At 68.0% G+C, this 16,019-nt stretch carries 15 protein-coding genes and 1 tRNA gene; 5 read left to right on the top strand and 11 right to left on the bottom strand.

Features of this window, described 5'->3' with window-relative positions; translation table 11 throughout:
• Nucleotides 1-19: 19 nt before the first annotated feature.
• From dgcA to Q8L83_RS03130, 7 genes are all read right to left on the bottom strand, one after another.
• Entirely contained in the window at nt 20-1,033 is a 1,014-nt protein-coding gene (gene dgcA, locus Q8L83_RS03160; RefSeq protein WP_305284694.1) for an N-acetyl-D-Glu racemase DgcA, read from the bottom strand.
• Nucleotides 991-2,028 (bottom strand): N-acetyltransferase DgcN, encoded by a 1,038-nt coding sequence (dgcN, locus tag Q8L83_RS03155; protein WP_305284693.1) that lies wholly within the window; start codon nt 2,026-2,028, stop codon nt 991-993. Before dgcN ends, dgcA begins: the two co-directional genes overlap by 43 nt.
• Before the next feature lie 85 nt (nt 2,029-2,113).
• Complete coding sequence (locus tag Q8L83_RS03150; protein WP_305284692.1) at nt 2,114-3,052, bottom strand: LysR family transcriptional regulator; 939 nt, start codon at nt 3,050-3,052, stop codon at nt 2,114-2,116.
• A gap of 45 nt (nt 3,053-3,097) precedes the next feature.
• Nucleotides 3,098-3,628 (bottom strand): cupin domain-containing protein, encoded by a 531-nt coding sequence (locus tag Q8L83_RS03145; protein WP_305284691.1) that lies wholly within the window; start codon nt 3,626-3,628, stop codon nt 3,098-3,100.
• 20 nt (nt 3,629-3,648) lie between these two features.
• Nucleotides 3,649-4,869: an NAD(P)/FAD-dependent oxidoreductase gene (locus tag Q8L83_RS03140; protein WP_305284690.1), complete on the bottom strand. Its 1,221-nt coding sequence runs from the start codon at nt 4,867-4,869 to the stop codon at nt 3,649-3,651.
• 93 nt (nt 4,870-4,962) lie between these two features.
• Complete coding sequence (locus Q8L83_RS03135; RefSeq protein ID WP_305284689.1) at nt 4,963-5,673, bottom strand: GntR family transcriptional regulator; 711 nt, start codon at nt 5,671-5,673, stop codon at nt 4,963-4,965.
• An 80-nt stretch (nt 5,674-5,753) separates the two neighbouring features.
• Entirely contained in the window at nt 5,754-6,575 is an 822-nt protein-coding gene (locus Q8L83_RS03130) for an aspartate dehydrogenase (RefSeq protein ID WP_305284688.1), read from the bottom strand.
• Nucleotides 6,576-6,673: 98 nt separating this feature from the next.
• Between Q8L83_RS03130 and Q8L83_RS03125 the strand changes: the two genes are divergently transcribed.
• Genes Q8L83_RS03125 through Q8L83_RS03115 form a run of 3 tightly spaced genes read left to right on the top strand, consistent with a single transcriptional unit; the run spans nt 6,674 to nt 9,321 of the window.
• Complete coding sequence (locus Q8L83_RS03125; protein ID WP_305284687.1) at nt 6,674-7,627, top strand: acetaldehyde dehydrogenase (acetylating); 954 nt, start codon at nt 6,674-6,676, stop codon at nt 7,625-7,627.
• A complete protein-coding gene (gene dmpG, locus Q8L83_RS03120; protein WP_305284686.1) occupies nt 7,624-8,667 on the top strand; it encodes a 4-hydroxy-2-oxovalerate aldolase in 1,044 nt (347 codons plus the stop codon). Before Q8L83_RS03125 ends, dmpG begins: the two co-directional genes overlap by 4 nt.
• 51 nt (nt 8,668-8,718) lie before the next feature.
• Complete coding sequence (locus Q8L83_RS03115; protein ID WP_305284685.1) at nt 8,719-9,321, top strand: class I SAM-dependent methyltransferase; 603 nt, start codon at nt 8,719-8,721, stop codon at nt 9,319-9,321.
• A gap of 7 nt (nt 9,322-9,328) precedes the next feature.
• On the opposite strand, the gene Q8L83_RS03110 is transcribed toward Q8L83_RS03115, so the two are convergent.
• The gene (locus Q8L83_RS03110) at nt 9,329-9,994 is read right to left on the bottom strand and encodes a GntR family transcriptional regulator (protein WP_305284684.1); all 666 of its coding nucleotides are present in this window, start codon (nt 9,992-9,994) and stop codon (nt 9,329-9,331) included.
• 197 nt (nt 9,995-10,191) lie between these two features.
• Here Q8L83_RS03110 and Q8L83_RS03105 point away from each other — a divergent pair, with 197 nt between their 5' ends.
• Nucleotides 10,192-11,007 carry a TauD/TfdA family dioxygenase gene (locus Q8L83_RS03105; protein ID WP_305284683.1) on the top strand — a complete coding sequence of 272 codons (816 nt, stop codon included), beginning with the start codon at nt 10,192-10,194 and terminating at the stop codon, nt 11,005-11,007.
• A 101-nt stretch (nt 11,008-11,108) separates the two neighbouring features.
• Here the strand turns inward: Q8L83_RS03105 and Q8L83_RS03100 are convergent, their stop codons facing one another.
• Both Q8L83_RS03100 and Q8L83_RS03095 read right to left on the bottom strand, forming a co-directional pair.
• Complete coding sequence (locus tag Q8L83_RS03100; protein WP_305284682.1) at nt 11,109-12,377, bottom strand: MFS transporter; 1,269 nt, start codon at nt 12,375-12,377, stop codon at nt 11,109-11,111.
• A complete protein-coding gene (locus tag Q8L83_RS03095) occupies nt 12,374-13,720 on the bottom strand; it encodes an amidohydrolase family protein (protein WP_305284681.1) in 1,347 nt (448 codons plus the stop codon). The genes Q8L83_RS03100 and Q8L83_RS03095 overlap by 4 nt, the downstream gene beginning before the upstream one ends.
• Nucleotides 13,721-14,021: 301 nt before the next feature.
• Here Q8L83_RS03095 and Q8L83_RS03090 point away from each other — a divergent pair, with 301 nt between their 5' ends.
• Entirely contained in the window at nt 14,022-15,749 is a 1,728-nt protein-coding gene (locus tag Q8L83_RS03090) for a hypothetical protein (protein ID WP_305284680.1), read from the top strand.
• A gap of 139 nt (nt 15,750-15,888) precedes the next feature.
• Here the strand turns inward: Q8L83_RS03090 and Q8L83_RS03085 are convergent.
• Nucleotides 15,889-15,965 (bottom strand) — tRNA-Met (locus Q8L83_RS03085).
• Nucleotides 15,966-16,019: the final 54 nt, after the last annotated feature.

Here is a 16,019-nt window from a genome sequence, read left to right as displayed (position 1 = left end):
GCTGGTCGACCCCAGGGGATCAGGCCGCGCTGTCTGGCGCCGCGGAGTCGGGCTCGCCCCAGAGGGCGGTTGGCGGCAGCAGCTCAGCGCCCCGTTGGACGGCGCCGCCTTCATAGTCGTCGGCGATCCAGGTGGGGCCGTCGAGATCGACGAAATCGGCATGGCGAGCCACGTGGAAGGCCGGCGCGATCGACATGGACGAGGAGACCATGCAGCCGACCATCACGCCAAAGCCCATGCGCCGGGCCTCGGCCAGCAGGTCGAGGGCCTCGGTCAGCCCACCGGTCTTGTCGAGCTTGATATTGACCACCTGATAGCGGTCCTTCAGCCCCGGCAGGTCGCCGGCCACGTGGCAGGACTCATCGGCGCAGATCGGCGCGCAGCTCTCGAAGCCCAGAAGATCGCCATCCTCGTCGGCCGACAGGGGCTGTTCGATCAGGGCGACCTTCAGGTCGCGAAGAACGGGCTGGAGCTGGGCCAGGGTCTCGATCGTCCAGCTCTCATTGGGATCGACGATCAGGGCGGCGTCGGGGGCCGCGGCGCGGACGGCCTTCAGGCAGTCGGCGGGATTCTTCCGGTCGACCTTGACCTTGATCAGGGTCGCGCCGGTCATCCGTGCGGCCGCCTCACCCATCGCCTGTGGGGTGTCCAGGCTCACGGTCAGCGCACTCACCAGGGGATGGAGCGGAGGCTGGCCGAGGGTGTCGGCGACCGCACGGCCGGCCAGGCGGGCTTCAAGATCCCACAGGGCGCAGTCGATGGCGTTGCGGGCCGCGCCCGGACCCAGCCGACCGGCCAGATCCGTGCGCGTCATCCCGTTGGTCAGTTCGGTCGACAGGCTGTTCACCTGTTCCAGGACCGACTCGATGGTTTCCCCGTAGCGGGCGTAGGGCACGCCCTCGCCCCGCCCCCGCCGTCCGTCCTGGACCAGGGTCACGGCCACCACGTCAGCGGCGGTCTTGACCCCGCGGGAGATGCGGAAGGGCGTGCTTAGCGGCCAACGCTCTGCTCGGACTGCAATGGTGCGAAGCATTCAACTAACCTGTCGACGATCTGGTCCACGCCCATGGAGACGGGGTCCTGGCAAGGAAGGTTGAAGCGCGCGGAGGTCTCGTCGCAGAGACGGCGCGCCTCATCGGGGGCGAGGCTGGACGTGTTGAACGCAATCCCCACCGGCGTCACGCCCGGATTGGTCAGGGCGGCCGAGGCGAGATTGGCCTCCAGGCAGGCCTTGAGGTCCGGCAGGGCCCGGCCGGTGATCCCACGCATGTGCGGGCGGCCCGGCTCATGGCAGAGCACGATGGCGTCCGGCTGGGCGCCATGCAGCAAGCCGAGCGACACCCCGGCGAAGGAGGGGTGGAACAGGGAGCCCTGCCCCTCGATCAGGTCCCAGCCATCATCGTTGCGGGCCGGAGAGATGGCCTCGATGCCGCCGGAGATGAAGTCGGCGATCACGGCGTCGATGGGCACGCCCGACTGGGCGATGAAGATGCCGGTCTGGCCGGTGGCGCGGAAGTCGGCGCGCAGACCGCGGCCGCGCATCTCCCGCTCGATGGCCAGCGTCGTATACATCTTGCCGACCGAGCAGTCGGTGCCGACGGTCAGCAGGCGGTGGCCCGCGCGGGGACGGCCATTGCCCACATCCATCTTCTTCGGCGGCTCCCGCACGTCGAACAGGGACAGGCCGTTGCGCTGGGCGGCGGCGACGATCTCGGGGTGCTCGGTCAGGCGTTCGTGCAGGCCCGAGGCCACGTTCATGCCGGCGTCCAGAGCCTTGACGGCGTCGGCGACGATCTTGGGACCCAGCACGCCGCCGGCGTTGGCCACGCCGATGATCAGGGTCTTGGCGCCCTTGGCGGCGGCCTCGGCGAAGTCCATGTGCGGCAGGTTCAGGGTGACCGTGCACTCCGGGCCACGGTGCTCGCCCAGGCTCCACTCGGGACGCCAGTAAGCCACCCCGCGGGAGGTCTTCACGGAAAGCTCGTTCTGGGAGTCCCCAAGATAGAGCAGGTAGGGGGGCGGTATCATAATGCCTCACTTCGGGCCGGCGCAGCGATGTTGCGCAATCATCGCGCAACCAGGGCGCGCGCGAAGCTCGAAAGAGAGAGGAGTGTTATAGCCCCGGGTTATGCGCCTGTTGCTGGTCCTGGATATCGGCCTTGAGCGTATTCACGAAAGCCTTTGCGATCTTGGATAGCGGGCGATCTTCCAGGTAGATGCAATAGACGCCGAAATTCACCGGCTGCTCCAGGGGCCTGAAATCAAGATCAGGGCCGAGGTTTTCCCGCGCCGTAAACTCATCGACAATCGCCACGCCCGCCCCATGACGCACCAGGGCGGCGGCGACATAGTAGGTCTGGACGACGATGCCTTCCGGCCGTCGAACATTGCCTTGGACGACTTCGCTGGCATAGAGGGCGCCGACGGGGCCGCTGCCGGTCAAGCTTATCAGTTCATGGCCGGCGAAGCGGTCGAGACTGACCCGCGGCGGGGCGTCGGGCAGATACTCGCGCCGGTAGAGCACCACGAGCTCGCCCGTGCCAATGCGGACATGGGCCAGGCGGGGATGGCGCGGGGCGTCATAGGCCACCGCCAGGTCGGCCTTGCGCTCATAGAGGGCGCGCAGCACGTCCTCGTCATGCAGGGTCTGCAGCCCGAAGGTGACGCCGGGGTTCTTCTTGCGGAACTGGGCCACGGCCCGCGGCGCGACGCCGAGCCCGAGCGACGGCAAGACCGCCAGGCCGATATGGGCCGAGCCGCCCTTCAGCAGGTTGCGGGTGGTCTCCTTCAGGGATTCGATCTTGGTGTAGATCTCATCGACGTCGCGAAAGAGGGCGTGAGCCTCCTCGGTCGGGGTCAGACGGCCCTTAACCAGCCGGAACAGGGGAAAGCCCAGCCGGCCCTCGGCGTGCTTCAGCACCTTGCTGACCGAGGGTTGCGACACATAGAGGGCGCGGGCCGCCGCACTGATCGAACCGGCCCGATAGACCGCGTGAAAGACCTCGATGTGTCGCAGATTCATCGAGGGAAGGTTGGCGCCGCTTGGTTCCATGCCCTTCTCAGACCATACCGCCGTGGGCGCCGCAACCCGCCGGGATCAGCCGCCGCCCAGGTGTGCGTCACGGCGTTCGAACAGGCTTTCATCGGCGAAGCCCGCCGTTTCCGGTCGCCCGCGGCCCAGCATCACCTGCAGGTAGCAGTCCTCCTCGGTCTCGTTGACATAGCCGTGGATGACGCCCGGCGGGCACGAGATCATCTCCCAGGGACCAAGCTCCTGAGACAGCCGCCGGCCGTCCTCGTCCTCGATGAACACCACGCAGCGGCCCTGCAGGATGAAGAACACCTCCTCGACCTCGTGAGTGTGCGGGGCGTTCCCCTGCCCTGGCGGCACCAGCATGATCGACAGGGTGAAACCGGTGGCCGGAATCACGCCGGCGTCGTCATGCTTGCCCGAGGCGCCGGCCCCGATGAAACGGTGCTGTGCCCGGCGATAGCCCTCGATGCTGGCGTCGGAAAAGGCGTTCCAGTCAGGCGTGCGGGTTTCGAACTTGGCCACATAGCGGGCCATCAGGTCTTCAAGGGAGGCGTCGGCGAGTTCGGGCGGCCGGGGGTGGCGGGCGACGGACATGGGGCGGTGTTCCTTGTGGACTAGAGGACGGCGTCGGCGACCTTGACGCTGTCGATCAGACAGGCTCGGCCGATGAAGGCGTCGTGCAGGTCGGGGTCGAGGCCGGCCTGGCGGATGGCCTCCAGGCCCTTGACGCGGGCCTCGGGGTCCTTTTCGCCGAGGGTCTTCTTGTTCTGGATGCTCTGGGCCTGGACGAAATCGGTCTGAGCTTTGCGCCGCTGGCGGGAATAGCGGTCCAGGAGGGGCTGGGCTTCGGCTCCGCCATTGAGGATGTCGTCCAGCTTGGCCGCCAGGTTGACGGCGTCGTGGATGCCGCCGTTCATCCCCATGCCGCCCACAGGGTTGTTCACATGGGCCGCGTCCCCGGCCAGCAGCACGCGGCCCTTGTTGAAGGTCGCCGCCACCCGCTGGTGCACCCGGTAGAGGGCCACCGTGGCGATCTCATAGGGGCCGTCCTTGGGGCAGAACTTCTGCAGGCGGGCTTCGATGGCGTCGGGCGACAGCAGCTCCTCATCGGTTTGTTCCGGCAGGGTCGGGCTCACCGCTCGCCAGAGGCCGCCGCCGTCCGGCCCCCGGGCCTTGAACAGGTTCATCCACTCGTCTGGGTCGGAGAAGTAGTTGCGGTTGCTGAGGTCGGGCCGCAGGGACATGAAGTCAAAGTGGGTGTCGACCTTCAGGAAGCGCTCGGGCCAGGTGAAGCCCTCGAACTCGATCTCGGCCAGGCGGCGGACCGTGCTGCGGCCCCCGTCGCAGCCGACCAGATAGTCGCCGTCGATCTCGACCACGCCCTCGGCCGTCTCCAGCACGGCGCGGACCTTGTCGGCGTCCTGAATGATCTCGGTGAGGCGGGCGCCCATCATCACCTCACAGCCGGCGTCGGCCTGCAGGCGCTCCAGGATGGTGGCGGAAATCTTGTACTGCTCCCACTGCAGCACATAGGGGTGCTCGGGCGGGGACTGCATCTCGCGGATGTCGAAGCGGGCGATCCGCTGGCCGGTCGGGCGATCCATGTAATGGAAGACCGGCGAGACCAGCCCCTGCTCCAGGCCCGCCTCCAGAAGGTCAAGCTCGGCCAGCATGGCGATGGTCGGCGGGTGACAGGAGGCGGCGCGGCAGTCGATCTCCGGCGCCAGCAGCGCCTCGACCAGGACCACCGGCACACCCCGTCGGCGCAGGGCGTAGGCGGCGATGGTCCCCACGGGGCCGGCCCCGACCACGATCACTTTCGACCCAGACGCCATGGTGTGCACTCCTCTTGAGGAGGGCGACGCTAGCGACCCCAAGTTTGTATGACAATATTAGATGTTGGCGCCGACGGCGGCTTTGGGCGGCGCCTAGGAAGCAGCCTTCCTTTTCGCGGGAATGGCGGTTTTTTCATCGGCTTCCAGACGGGCGACGATGGCCGCCCGGGCGTTGCGCAGATGAACGGCCATGGCCTCGGCGGCGCGATCAGCGTCGCCGGCCTGCACCGCATCCATCATGGCGTCCCATTCCTTGAGGCCCCCGTCGAGGCGTCCGGGCTCGGCCATGGAGCGGATGCGGAGATAGTTGACCCGCGCCAGCAGCGGCCGGGCGACCTCATAGATGACCCGGCTCTTGGCCCCGATCAGGACCCGTTCATAGAACTCGCTGGCGATGGCCGAGAGTTGGGGCATGTCGTTCTTGCTGAGCGCCTTGACCAGCCGCTTGTGCACCGCAGCCAGGGCCTTGCGCTCGGCCTCGTCGGACAGGGCGACGAAGCGCCGGATGGCCTGGGTCTCCAGCATTTCCCGGATCATGTAGATGTCGGCGGCGTCCTGGGCGGTGATCACCGCCACATTGATGCTCCGCCGACGGCCCACCTCGACCAGGTTTTCCGACTGCAGCTGGCGCAGCGCCTCGCGCACCGAGGTCCGGCTGACGCCCAGGGCCTCGCACAGTTCCCGCTCCACCAGGCGCGCGCCGGGGGGATAGAGGCCAGAGCTGATGGCGTTGCGGAGCTTCGAGATCGCGTGGTCGCGCACCAGCGACGGCGTATCGACAATCCTCAGATCTTCGTATTCCAAATCAGCCCCTTGTCACGCGGCCCTGTGGTTCGCCGCGTTGCGATTCCGTGTCCGACAACCCTACCGTGGATTTGGCCCAGTCAGGGCTCAGGAAACAAGCCCGCCTTAAGCCGCGACGCCGGCAAGCCGATCCCCAGACGCGCACATTGCAGCAGGCTGTGGGCCGTCAAAGCCGAGGTCTTGGGGTTGTCCGGCGCCGCCACGGCGAAGATCTCGAACAGGAAGCGGCCGAAATCGCCCTCGGCGGTGATGACGCCCAGGGGATCGGTCACCTTGCGCGACGAGATCAGCCGCACCCGCGTACGGTCGAGCCCAAGCCCCGCCAGCGAGACAGCCACCGAGACATTGGCGTTCTTGGGATAGGCGGCCGCCGCCTCCCGGGCCGTGCCTTCGAAGAAGACCTGTTCGTCGGCCGGATCGTTCAGGTCGATGGCCTGTTCGGCCGGCGTCCCGCGCCAGGCGTGGGGCGGCTTGTAAGAGTCGTAGGTCACGGCGTTTAGCCCTGCGAGGCTGGCGGCGACGAGGCCATCCAGGCCCGCCACCGCACCGGCCGGAATCAGCAGCCGCCCGCCCCCGGCCGCCTCGGCGGCCAGCAGGCGCCGCGCCAGGTCGGTATCGGTCAAGGCGCCCACCGAAGAGACCACCAGATCGACGCCGGCGGCCAGGATTTCAGCGCCGAACGCGCTCACCGCTCCATGGCCGGCGCACTCCAGCACCACGTCCGGCGCAGTGGCCAGCAGGGCTGCAACATCGTGGACGCCCGGCGCTCCCACAGCCTCGCGGCCAGGGCGGACGAGTACGCCACAGAGGCTGTCGGCCTCGCCCAGGCGCCCGGCTGTGGCGATGATTTCGTGCCCGATCGCTCCGAGGCCGATCAATGCGATGCGTTTGTCACTCGCCATTCTGAAACTCCCCTGCGCGCCCTTGACTTATAATATTGTATGACAAGATTGCCACCTGATTAGAGGGCGCTTCGGCGCTTGCGAACAGGAGCAGCGCCGTGGAGTCCCCATCCTCGCCGGTCAAGGTCGCCATCCTTGGCTCGGGCAACATCGGGTCGGACCTGATGATCAAGATCATGCGCCTGTCCAAGACCCTGGCCATGGGCGCGATGGTCGGCGTGGACCCGGCGTCCGACGGTCTGCAGCGGGCCCAGCGCATGGGCGTGGCCACCACCGCGGGCGGCATCGACGGCCTGGTGGCCATGCCGGAATTCCAGGACATCCAGATCGTCTTCGACGCCACCTCGGCCGGCGCTCACCAGCGGCACGACGAGGTGCTGCGCGCCCATGGCAAGACGGTGATCGACCTGACGCCGGCGGCCATCGGCCCCTATGTGATCCCGCCGGTGAACGGCGAGGCCAATCTCGACCAGCCGAACCTGAACATGGTGACCTGCGGCGGCCAGGCGACCATCCCCATCGTCGCGGCGGTCAACCGCGTCTCGCCCGTCATCTATGGCGAGATCGTCGCCTCCATCGCGTCCAAATCCGCCGGCCCCGGGACGCGGGCCAATATCGACGAGTTCACCGAGACCACCTCGCGGGCCATCGAACAGGTGGGCGGCGCGCGGCGCGGCAAGGCGATCATCGTGCTCAATCCCGCCGAGCCGCCGCTGATCATGCGCGACACGGTCTATTGTCTCTGCGAAGGCGGCGACCCGGCCGCCATCGAGGCCTCGATCCTTGCGATGGTCGCCGAGGTGCAGACCTATGTGCCCGGCTATCGCCTGAAACAGGCGGTGCAGTTCGAGCCCATCACCGACAACGCCCGCCTGCTGATCCCGGAAATGGACGAGGCCTTCGCCGGCCTGAAGGTCAGCGTCTTCCTGGAGGTGGAGGGCGCGGCCCACTACCTGCCGGCCTATGCGGGCAATCTGGACATCATGACCTCGGCGGCCCTGCGCACCGCCGAGCGCATCGTCGAACGCCGCGGCGCAGGAGTTTCCGCATGAGCGCCCCTGCCCCCGCCTTCGCCCCCGCCCGCAAGCTCTACGTCCAGGACGTGACCCTGCGCGACGGCATGCACGCCATCCGCCACCAGTATGGCCTGGATCAGGTCCGAGCCATCGCCCGCGCCCTGGATGAGGCCCGGGTGGACGCCATCGAGGTCTCCCATGGTGACGGCCTGTCGGGTTCGTCCTTCAACTACGGCTTCGGCGCCTGCACCGACTGGGCCTGGATCGAGGCCGTCGGCGAGGTGCTGGAGCACGCCGTCCTGACCACCCTGCTCCTGCCCGGCATCGGCACGGTGCATGACCTGAAGCGCGCCTATGAGCTGGGCGTCCGCTCGGTGCGGGTGGCCACCCACTGCACCGAGGCCGACGTCTCGCGCCAGCATATCGAGGCCGCCCGCAGCCTCGGCATGGACGTCTCTGGCTTCCTGATGATGAGCCATATGAGCGCCCCCGACGTCCTGGCGAGCCAAGCCCTGCTGATGGAGAGTTACGGCGCACACTGCGTCTATGTCACCGATTCCGGTGGGGCGCTCACCATGGAAGGGGTCGCCGACCGGCTGCAGGCCTATGACGCGGTGCTGAAGCCTGAGACCGAGCGCGGCATTCACGCCCACCACAACCTGTCGCTGGGTGTCGCCAACTCCATCGCCGCGGTCCAGAACGGGGCCATCCGCGTGGACGCGTCGCTGGCCGGCATGGGCGCCGGCGCCGGCAATGCGCCCCTGGAAGTCTTCATCGCCGCAGCCGACGTCTATGGCTGGGACCATGGCTGCGACCTCTTCAAGCTGATGGATGCGGCCGAGGACCTAGTCCGTCCGATCCAGGACCGCCCCGTCCGGGTCGACCGCGAGACGCTCAGCCTGGGCTATGCCGGGGTCTATTCCAGCTTCCTGCGCCACGCCGAAAAGGCCGCCGAAACCTACGGCCTAGACACCCGCGCCATCCTCATCGAGCTCGGCCGCCGCCGCATGGTCGGCGGCCAGGAAGACATGATCGTCGACGTCGCCCTCGACATGGCCCGCGCCCGGGAGGCTTAAAGGGCGCGGCCTGTCATGAAGGCGGCCGACGCTCCGCGCTAGGCTGCAGCGATGAGCAGCAGCACGCGCGATGTGATCGACCTCTACCAGCGCCACGCTGCGGCCTGGGTGCGCAACCGCGGCGACCGGCTGACCGAAGGCGTCTGGCTCGATCGGTTTCTGGCGGTGCTGCCGGACGGCCGTCGCGTGCTGGATCTCGGCTGTGGGTCTGGCAGTCCGATCGCGCGCCGCCTCATCGCGCAGGGTTGCGCGGTGACCGGCGTCGATGGGTCAGCGGACCTGATCGCGGTCTGTAAAGCGGCCTTTCCCGAGCACACCTGGCGCGTCGGGGACATGCGCCTCACCGAGATTGATCAGACCTTTGACGGCGTGCTCGCCTGGGACAGCCTGTTCCACCTGGCTCACGACGAACAGCGGCGCATGTTCGATGTGTTTCGGCGCCACTGCGGACCCAACGCAGCCCTGATGTTCAACAGCGGCCCGGCCCACGGCGAAGCGATCGGCGTCTTCCAGGGCGAACCCCTCTATCACGCCAGCCTTGATCCGGCGGAATACAGATCCCTCCTGGCGGAGCACGGATTCGAGGTGGTCCGGTTTACGCCCGAGGATCCCGAGTGCGGGGGACGTTCGGTCTGGCTCGCGCGGCGGCTCTGAGCGCCCCCTAAACCCTTGGCGGGTCGGCTTCGAAGTGGGCCAGGAGGGCGTCGATGAAGGCCTCGACGGCGGCCTCGGCGGCGTCGGGGTCGCGCTGCTCCAGGGCCTGGAGGATGCGGCCGTCACAGAGCAGGGTCAGCTCGCGGTTGGCGGCGGTCTCGTGCAGGCGCCCGCGCATGGTCTGGAAGACGTCGTCCACCATGGCCGCACAGCGCCGCAGCAGCGCGTTGCGGCAGGCCTCGCGCAGGGCGCTGCGGAACTCGGTGTTGCGCTCGACGAAGACACGGGCGCGGCCGGCCTCGTGAGCGGCCCGCTGGCGCTCCAGGGTCTTGCGCAGGGCGGCGATCTCGCCCTCGGTGGCCTCCAGGGCCGCATGGCGGGCGATGCGGGCGTCCAGCAGGCGGCGGACCTCCAGCCGGTCGACCACGTCCTTCTGGGTGTCCACGGGCACCAGATAGCCCCGCTCCTGCGGGGTGAGCAGGCCCTCGCGGGCCAGTTGCAGCAGCACTTCGCGCACCGGCGTGCGGGAGACGCCATAGGCCTTGGCCAGTTGCAGCTCCACCAGCCGCGCGCCGGGCTCCAGCAGGCCCGACTGCAGCTCTTCGCGCATGCGCCGATAGACCTGGTCACGCAGGCGCTCGGTGGGGGCGACGGCTCGCGAACTTCCCGGCAAGGCGCTGGATTCCCTCAAGTGACGCAAGATCGAGGTCCCTCGACTAGGCCATAGACGCGCCCGCCGCAACGGCGCCCCAACGACGGGCGCCTGACAGGAAATACGGGATACTGTATACAATAGTCTTGAAGCGGAGGCGGCTGTCCCATCAGATGGCGCATCGCTCCACGCACCATGTTTCGATCAATGGGATTTCAATGTCGTACAGGACCCTCCAGGCCCAGCCGCTTACCCCCACCATCGGCGCCGAGATCTCCGGCGTCGACCTGACCCAACCCCTGAGCGACGAACAGGTCGCCGAGGTGCGTCAGGCCCTTCACGACCACGGCGTGATCTTTTTCCGGGACCAGCCCCTGGATCCGGCTTCGCTGAAACGGGTCGGCCAGTATTTCGGCGAGTTGCAGATCCACGCCCTGAAGGGCCTGCCCGACCATCCGGAGGTGCGCAAGCTGCACGCCGACGCCACCTCCAAGCATGTGGCCGGCGAGGAGTGGCACACCGACATGTCGTGCCTGCCGGTCCCGCCCATGGGCAGCGTGCTCTATCTCCACACCCTGCCGCCGATGGGCGGCGATACGGCCTTTTCCAGCATGTATGCGGCCTATGACGCCCTGTCGGCGCCGATGAAGGCCTATCTGGAAAACCTCACCGCCACCCATGACGGCAAGCTGGCCTTCGGCCGCTTCGATCCTGACGGCAAGTATCCGGTCGCCGTCCACCCTGTGATCCGCACCCACCCGGCGACGGGGCGCAAGCTGTTGTTCGTCAACCGCGGCTTCACCAGCCATATCAACGACGTGCCGCAGGACGAGAGCGAGGCCATCCTGCAGTACCTCTTCAAGCACGCGGAGAACGCCTACTTCCAGGTGCGCTTCCGCTGGACGCCCCATGCGGTGGCCTTCTGGGACAACCGCTGCACCCAGCATCTGGCGATCTGGGACTATTTCCCGCACGAACGCTCGGGCTTCAGGGTGCAGATCGAGGGCGATACGGCCGACTACGCCGCGGCCTGATCACAGCCCTCACAACTGGAACGACAAAGGGCCCGCGCCAGGGGATGGCGCGGGCCCTTCCTTTTCTTTGCGACGACCGGGGAGAGCCGCGCAAGGAAAGCTCACGTCACCGAGACCGGGCCGCCGCGGCGGCGCTCCTGATAGGGGCGCAGGGTCAGAACGAGGCTGGAGGCCACCAGGCAGAGCCCCGCGCCCACGGCCAGCATGGCCTGGTAGGAGCCGGTCATGTCGAAGACGAAGCCGAAGGCCACCGGACCAAGCCCCATGGCGATCATGACGGCCCCGAACAGGACGCCGAAGATCTGGGCGAAGCACTTCAGGCCGAAATAGCGGCTGGCCAGATAGGCCAGCATGTCCACCTCGGCCCCCAGGCTGCCCCCCAGCAACAGGGCCGGGAAGATCATCGCCCAGGCCGGCAGCGGCGCCCACAGCAGGGCCAGACCCACGGCCGAGAGGCTGAAGAACACCAGGCCGATGTGCCGGGCGTCGAACTTGTCCAGCAGGAAGCCGATCAGAATCCGCCCGCCAAAGGTGGCCAGGCCGAAGATCGAGGCCACGCCGGCGGCGGCCTCGGGGCTCATGCCCCGGTCGCCGAGCAGGGGGACCATGTGCGGGATCAGGCCGTAAAGCACGAAGGCCAGGACCACGAAGATGGCGATCAGCATCCAGAAGTCGCGCTTGGCCATGGCCTGCTTCAGCGTATCGCCGAGGGCCGAGGCCGGCGGCGCATCGGCGCCCTCCCCGGCCGGCGCGCCGGGCTGTTCCTGCAGCAGGAAGACCACCATGGGCAGGGCCACGCAGAGCAGCAGCAGGCCCAGCGCCACATAGCCGCCCTGCCAGCCGAACTGCGAAATCGCCCCCTGGCCCACCAGGGGGACATAGGCGAAGCCGAGGCCCGTGCCGCTGCCGGCGATGCCGATGGCGAGGCCCCGGGACTTGTCGAACCAGGTCGCCAGGACCCGCATATAGGCGACGCTGTTGGAACCGGCCGCCACCGTGCCCATGGCCACGTAGATAGCCATGAAGTGCCAGAGCTGACTGACCTGGGTCAGGGCCAGCATGCAGGCCGCCAGGATCGCCAGGGAGGGGATCAGCACGCGGCGCGCGCCGAACCTGTCCACCAGCCGCCCGACGACGGGCATGGACACCGCCGAACACAGCATCATCAGGGACGCCGCCGCGCTCATCTCCGCCCGGCCCCAGCCGAACTGCTGCTCGAAGGTCCCGATGAACAGGCCAAGCGAGGCGATCCCGAAGGCCGCCGGCCCGGCCGAGATCCCCACCAGGGAGACCGCGACGATCAGCCAGCCCCGGATGGTCGGCCTCGCGGCGCCGGGCTCGCCGGTTTCGGCGAGAGAGACCGCGGTCATGGGTTCACCATCGGCACGTAGATGTTCTCGCCGCCGGCCTTGTAGACCACCCCGCCCTTCATCACGAACTGGACGCGCTCAAGCTCAGTGATGTCGCTCAAGGGATCGCCGGCCACGGCCACGATGTCGGCATAGCGGCCGGCCTGCACGGCGCCGATCTCGCTGGAGCCGATCAGGTCGGCGGCGTTGGCCGTCGCGGCCAGGATCACCTCGGCCGGCGTCATGCCGGCCTCGACCATCAGGGCGGCCTCCTGCAGGTTTTCGCCCAGGCCCGTGTCGCTGCCGAACGCGATCTTCACCCCGGCGCGGTGAGCCTTGGTCAGCTTCGTCAGGCTCGGCCCCATGGCCAGGACCTTGGCCACGGTCGAGGGATTGAGAGTCTCAGGCGCCCGTTGCGCCAGCTCATAGAGTCGCTGGGTGGTCAGAAGGGTCGGCACGAAATAGGTCCCATTGGCCTTCATCAGCCGCCAGCTCTCATCATCGGCATAGGTGCCGTGTTCGATCGACGACGCACCCAGGCGCACGGCGATGTCGATGGCTTCCTTGCCATGGCCGTGGGCGGCGACCTTCATGCCCATGGCGTGAGCAGCGTCGATGGCGGCCCTGATCTCGGCCTCGGTCATCAACTGCGCCTTGGGGTCGTCGCCCTGGCTGACCACGCCGCCGCTGGGCATGATCTTGATGATGTTGACGCCGAGCTTGTGCTGGGTGCGCGCCAGGCGGGTGACGGCGTCGGGCCCATCGGCCAGGCCCGCCCCCCAGTCGCGGCGGGAGATATCCTCGGCATAGCCGTGGCTCCAGTCGGTGTGGCCTCCGGTCGGACCAATGGCTTCGCCGGCCACCCACATGCGCGGGCCAGCCACCTCGCCAAGTTCGATCGCCTTTTTCAGGGCGATGTCGGTCCCGTAGTTGCCGCCCAGGTCGCGCACCGTGGTGACGCCCGAGCGCAGGATGGCCTCGGCGTTCACCGTGGCGGCCAGGGCCATGTCCAGCGGGGAATAGGTCACGCTCTTGGCGATGCCGTTGCCCGTACGCCGCAGGGAGGTCACATGGGTGTGGCCATCGATCAGGCCCGGCAGCACGGTGGCGTTCGACAGGTCGATCACCTCGGCGCCCGGCGGCGAGACGAAGCCACCCTCCACCGCCGTGATCCGGTCATCCTGGATGAGGATGGTGACCTTGCTCTGCAGCCGCGCCGAGAGGCCATCGATCAGGCGGCCGGCGTGGATGGCGGTGGTCTTCGGCGTCGGCGCCGGGCCTGGCGCCTGGGCGAGGCTGGGGCCGGCGGCCACGGCGCAGGCCAGGGCGACGCCTCTGGCCAAGGTTCTGAACAAGCTCGCCATAGCACAACGCCCTCCACATCATTTCCGTATGATTGTCATACATCAATGCGGGTCTGAGCCAGACGCCTATAGGCCGGTCCCGGCGGCGCGGCGTCCGGCGCCCGAGGCGACGGCGTTCGAGGCCAGCGGCGCCACTTTCCTGGGCGCCCCTGCCCTGTCGGCCGCCGGCGCGGGGACGAGGCCGGGCCCCGTGAGGTTCAACCCCAGCGGGCGCAGCGGCGGAATGCTCGGGACAGACGCAGAAAGCTGTGCTTTCATCTAACACCGGATTCTCAAAAACGGCGTCCCAAGGGGGGAGACTATGGGGAGTTTGCGCGTCCTGGCCGCAACGGCGGCGTTGGCATGGGGATTTTGGGCCGCCACCGCCGCGGGCCAGACGCCGCCTCCGGGCGATCCGGAGGAAAGGCTTCGCACCCCGGCCGAATGCGTCTGCGCCCACCCTAGGGGCTTTCTCCGCAACGAGTGCAAGCGACGGGACCTCTCCTGCCCCGTCACCGCCCCGGGGGTCGTCAAACTCACGGACTTCGTCCAGCTCAGCGAGCAGACATGGGCCGGCGCTCCGGTGTCGCCGCAGATCGCCTATGGGAGACTGAAGTTCGTCTTCGCCGCCGCGCCGGAACTGACAGGCGCCCTGTCCAGGCGGGACAGCTTTTTCCGCCGCTTCCGGCCCCAGTCGCGCGGAATCCTGATCTCGGTTGCCGCCAAGGCGGGCGCGGTGGAGCTGCTGCCGACCACGCCGATGCTGGCCATGGAGCTTCCCGCGCCCGGAGCCGACGGCAACACCAGGACCTATAATGTCAAACAGGAGGTCTATACTGCCTGGGTTCGCGTCGACGGCGCCACGGCGCTCACCCCGACCATCGCCTTCGACAGCGTCTCGGACACCAGGATCGTCTTCATGGAGCAGATCCTCGGTCGCGTGGCGTCGATCTACGGCACGGTGACCGGCGATCAGATCCTGGCCAATGTGTCCAATGCGGTCCTGACCCAGAAGGCGCAGGAGATCGATCAGCAGATTGACTGGCTGGTGGATCCAGATGGACGGGATACCCGCCGCTTCAAGGATGACAGTCTCGGGATTTCGCCGGCCGCCGGCGGGCGAAGGGGGCTGGTCTTCGACATCCGCGACGAACGCAATCCGGGGGTCAAGCTTGCGACCCTGACGGTGACGGCCGAGCTCATTCCCTCCATGCTGCTGCCGGCGCCAAGGGCCGACGCCGCCAGTCTGAAGCTCGAACAGGTCGCCACAGCCACCAAGATGCGCAATGTCCAGGGCGTCGCCACCGCGACGGGTCCGCGCCTGTTCGGCGCGCAGCCGGAATATGGCCAGTTGCGCTCCGATATGCAGGCCGCCTCGGCGACGGCCACCAGCATCACGCAGCGCTGTCAGGCCTTTTCCACCGCAGCGATCGAGACCTGGCGGCTCGTGCCGGTCGATGCCGACCTGCTGATCTTTGAGGCTCTTGAGGACGCCGCCCAGCTGGTCAGCGGCCCCACGGCCACGGCGCTGACCCAGAACCGGTGCTTCAATGGCGATCAGCGCGCGCAGCTCAAACTGATGGGACGGACGGTCCGTGGCCCGATCGTTCCGCCCAATCCCCTCTCCATCCTCGACATGCGCCATATCGGCCTGGCCTTGAAGGGCGACGGCGCCTTGCCGGCGGGATCCAGCGCCAAGTTCGCCGACTCATTGCAGATCGTCTCCCAGGACGAAGCCTATGGCTTCCTGGGCGACTCCATGGTGTCGCGGGCCGAGTCGGTCGATGTCATGGCGCTGGCCGAACCCAAGCGGTTCTGCTGCTATAATGGCCTAACGCCGGGCCGCTGGACCATGGGGCTCGACATTGCCGCCGAAGGCGGCGACGCGCGGCCCATGGCGATCGACTTCCTGACCGTGGACGAAAGCCGGATCGGCCGCATCGTCCTCCGCGCGCCCACCGCCGACGAACGTGTCCAGATGCTTAATGCCTGGACCACGCCCGCCCCCGCTCGCGCCAGCGCCGCCGAGGCCGCCGCCGGAGACAGCTGACTCAGGATGGCGGCCCTCAGCGCCGGGCTGATCGCCATAGTGTTGGTGGCGTGGGCGGTGGTGGCTTAGCGGGGTGGGCGTGTGTTGAACGCGAAAACGCCCGCGGGGCTTTTGGCCATGCGGGCGTTGTCTGGATGTTTGGGTGCGGGGACAGGATTTGAACCTGTGACCTTCAGGTTATGAGCCTGACGAGCTACCGGGCTGCTCCACCCCGCGGCAGATGTGTTGGCGCGCTGAGGTGCGCCATGTGTGCTGGCAAGGGTGATCTGA

Source organism: Phenylobacterium sp., assembly GCF_030680185.1.
In the GTDB taxonomy this organism is placed as follows: Bacteria; Pseudomonadota; Alphaproteobacteria; order Caulobacterales; family Caulobacteraceae; genus Phenylobacterium.
Note: the sequence above shows the minus strand (reverse complement) of the source record. Positions and strands in the feature narration are given on the sequence as shown.

Bases quoted from the DNA above. Each gene is read 5' to 3' on its own strand.
- dgcA (WP_305284694.1), bottom strand. From the start codon at position 1,033: ATGCTTCGCACCATTGCAGTCCGAGCAGAGCGTTGGCCGCTAAGCACG.
- dgcN (WP_305284693.1), bottom strand. From the start codon at position 2,028: ATGATACCGCCCCCCTACCTGCTCTATCTTGGGGACTCCCAGAACGAG.
- Q8L83_RS03150 (WP_305284692.1), bottom strand. From the start codon at position 3,052: ATGGAACCAAGCGGCGCCAACCTTCCCTCGATGAATCTGCGACACATC.
- Q8L83_RS03145 (WP_305284691.1), bottom strand. From the start codon at position 3,628: ATGTCCGTCGCCCGCCACCCCCGGCCGCCCGAACTCGCCGACGCCTCC.
- Q8L83_RS03140 (WP_305284690.1), bottom strand. From the start codon at position 4,869: ATGGCGTCTGGGTCGAAAGTGATCGTGGTCGGGGCCGGCCCCGTGGGG.
- Q8L83_RS03130 (WP_305284688.1), bottom strand. From the start codon at position 6,575: ATGGCGAGTGACAAACGCATCGCATTGATCGGCCTCGGAGCGATCGGG.
- dmpG (WP_305284686.1), top strand. From the start codon at position 7,624: ATGAGCGCCCCTGCCCCCGCCTTCGCCCCCGCCCGCAAGCTCTACGTC.
- Q8L83_RS03115 (WP_305284685.1), top strand. From the start codon at position 8,719: ATGAGCAGCAGCACGCGCGATGTGATCGACCTCTACCAGCGCCACGCT.
- Q8L83_RS03105 (WP_305284683.1), top strand. From the start codon at position 10,192: ATGTCGTACAGGACCCTCCAGGCCCAGCCGCTTACCCCCACCATCGGC.
- Q8L83_RS03100 (WP_305284682.1), bottom strand. From the start codon at position 12,377: ATGACCGCGGTCTCTCTCGCCGAAACCGGCGAGCCCGGCGCCGCGAGG.
- Q8L83_RS03095 (WP_305284681.1), bottom strand. From the start codon at position 13,720: ATGGCGAGCTTGTTCAGAACCTTGGCCAGAGGCGTCGCCCTGGCCTGC.
- Q8L83_RS03090 (WP_305284680.1), top strand. From the start codon at position 14,022: ATGGGGAGTTTGCGCGTCCTGGCCGCAACGGCGGCGTTGGCATGGGGA.